The 2,247-nt window shown below is 57.9% G+C and carries 2 protein-coding genes; both read right to left on the bottom strand.

Translation table 11 applies throughout. The features are described 5' to 3' along the window. Nucleotides 1–292: 292 nt before the first annotated feature. Nucleotides 293–865: a hypothetical protein gene (locus AC3B8H_RS20520; protein WP_488443372.1), complete on the bottom strand. Its 573-nt coding sequence runs from the start codon at nt 863–865 to the stop codon at nt 293–295. A 23-nt stretch (nt 866–888) separates the two neighbouring features. Continuing rightward, nucleotides 889–2,247 (bottom strand): TonB-dependent receptor domain-containing protein (locus AC3B8H_RS20525; protein WP_488443373.1); only part of this gene is annotated, 1,359 nt, incomplete at its 5' end.

Here is a 2,247-nt window from a genome sequence, read left to right on the forward strand (position 1 = left end):
ATTCCAGCAGGCCCGCCCAGCGGCCGAAAGCCGCCAGCGGATGCCGTCCGGTCGGCGGCTCGCCGAGGCAATAGTCCAGCACGACGGCCAAGATGACGATAGCGGTTAAAGTCATGCGGATGTGAACCAGGATAGCGGCGCGAAGCCAGATATTCGATCGTTGAGACGGTCGCCCGCCTCCCGATTTAGCCGAGGATCCGGCTTTTGACGACGCCGCGAAGCGGCAAATTCGATTGCACCGCTCCGCGCCTTAGCGCGCGGAGCCCGGCGGCAACGGCTCGCAAGAAGAAGCTCAAATCGCCGAGTGTTCGGTTTTGCCGGACATCAAGATTTTGACCATCGAGACCAGCGCGAAAATGGCCAGACCGTAAAGCAAGGTCGCCGACAGATAGGATGGATAGTACCTTGCGAAACCTTCGGCGTATTGCGCCAGCGATGTTTCCGCGTGGCGGCCCGACAACCAGTAGAAACTGCCGTTGGAAATCAAAAAGGCGGTTGAAGTCGAAACCGCCAGCGCGACAAAACGCTGCATGCCGTTGGTCACGGTCAGGCCCGAATAACGACGGCACCATTTACCGCCCAGCCACATGGCACCGTAGGCGAAGATCAAGAATCCGTAGGCCGGCGACACGCAAAAGTCGCTGACGCCCAGCTTGGTGATCGCCAGATAGTCGATCAAGCCGGCTTCCAGCGATAACAACGCGAACAGGTATCGGCCGCCCAACCACAGCCCGGCCAGGAAGAAAATGGCCAATGAGGCATCGGGTAGCGCGAACGGCGTGCCGAAATGGTGAAAGCGGGTGGCGGCCATCAGCGCCATCAACGCAACGGCGCCGGGTTTGACGGCAAAACTAGACATGGTCATCGAGAAGTCTCCGGTAAATTGAATCAGTTGTTGTAATGTACGGAAAAGAAGAAATTCCGGCCGGCGGTATTATAAGTATCGACGGTTTGATATTGCTTATCCAGCAGATTGTTTAATTTAGCGCTCAGCGTCCAATGCTTGTCGATATGGAAGGCGGTACGCAAGTCCACGGTCACGAAGCCGTCCACTTTCCGGGTATTGGCCCGGTCGTCGTAGCGATGGCCTTGCGCCAGCACGTGGCCGCCGACATCGAAGACGCCGAACGAGCGCGATAGGTCGTATGACAGGCTCTGTTCCGCGCGCCGGGCCAGGTCCAGATTGGTTTGGCGATTGCGGGGGCTGAGCAGGCTCATGCTCAACTTGTTTTGCCAGCCCAGCCATTGGCCGCCCAGTTCCGCCTCGAGGCCGTCGATTTGGGCTTTGTCGACGTTTTGCGGCTGGTAGAGGTAGGTCGTCGAATTCAGGACTTCGCCGGCCCAATCAATCAAATTGTCGATATTGGTGTGGTAGGCGCGCAACTGCCAATTCAACCAGGCGTGCTGGCCGCCGAGACCTGCTTCGAAGGTCGTCGATTCCTCGGGCTTCAAGCGCGGATTGCCCTCGGTGATGTAGGTAAAGCCGGCAAAGCTGGACTGGTTGTGCGGCCAGTATAAATCGTTGAAGGACGGCGCCTTGAAGGCATTGCCGAAACTGGCGAACGCGCTTAAGCCGTAATCCCAGTTAAAACGCCAGCCGAAATTGCCTGTCACCCGGTCGCCGAAGGCTTGGTTCTCGTCCCAGCGCAACGAGGCGTTGACGAAATGCCGGTCGAACAGCCGGCTATGCAAGTCGCCGAACACGCCGACATCGTAACGCGAAGATTCGCTGTAGTTCACCGAACTACGCACTTCGTCGAAGCGAAAATCGCTGCCCAAGGTCAAGCGATGGGCTTCAGTCAGGCGCAATTCGTTCTGCCAACTGGCATTCCAGCGCGTGGTGTTGTATTGGCTGTTGAACCGGCCGTTCGCGTTGAAGTTGTCGGCCCTGTCCTCGGTTTGGCCGAAACGCAGTATCGAGCGCCAACGTTCCAGTACGTCGAAACTGGCCGTCGTGCCGACCATTTGATTGACGAAGTCGGTGCGATTCGGCGTGCCGTCGTATTCGGATTTACCTTCTGCACGCATGAAAAAGGCTTCGATTTCGGCGTTGTTGGCGAAACGATGGCCAAAACGGGCGTTCAAACCGGTGTTGTAGTAAGCGTCTCTATCGGTTTCCGTGCCGATGCTGCGGATATTGAAGCCCTGGCTACCAAGATGGGAGGCACCGAGGCTATACCAATTGTCGCCCCATTTGCCGCTGACCGAGCCGGCGCCGTTGACGGTATCGAAGGAACCGGCACCGGC

This window comes from Methylomonas sp. BG-2, from assembly GCF_057766305.1.

Bases quoted from the DNA above. Each gene is read 5' to 3' on its own strand.
- AC3B8H_RS20520 (WP_488443372.1), bottom strand. From the start codon at position 865: ATGACCATGTCTAGTTTTGCCGTCAAACCCGGCGCCGTTGCGTTGATG.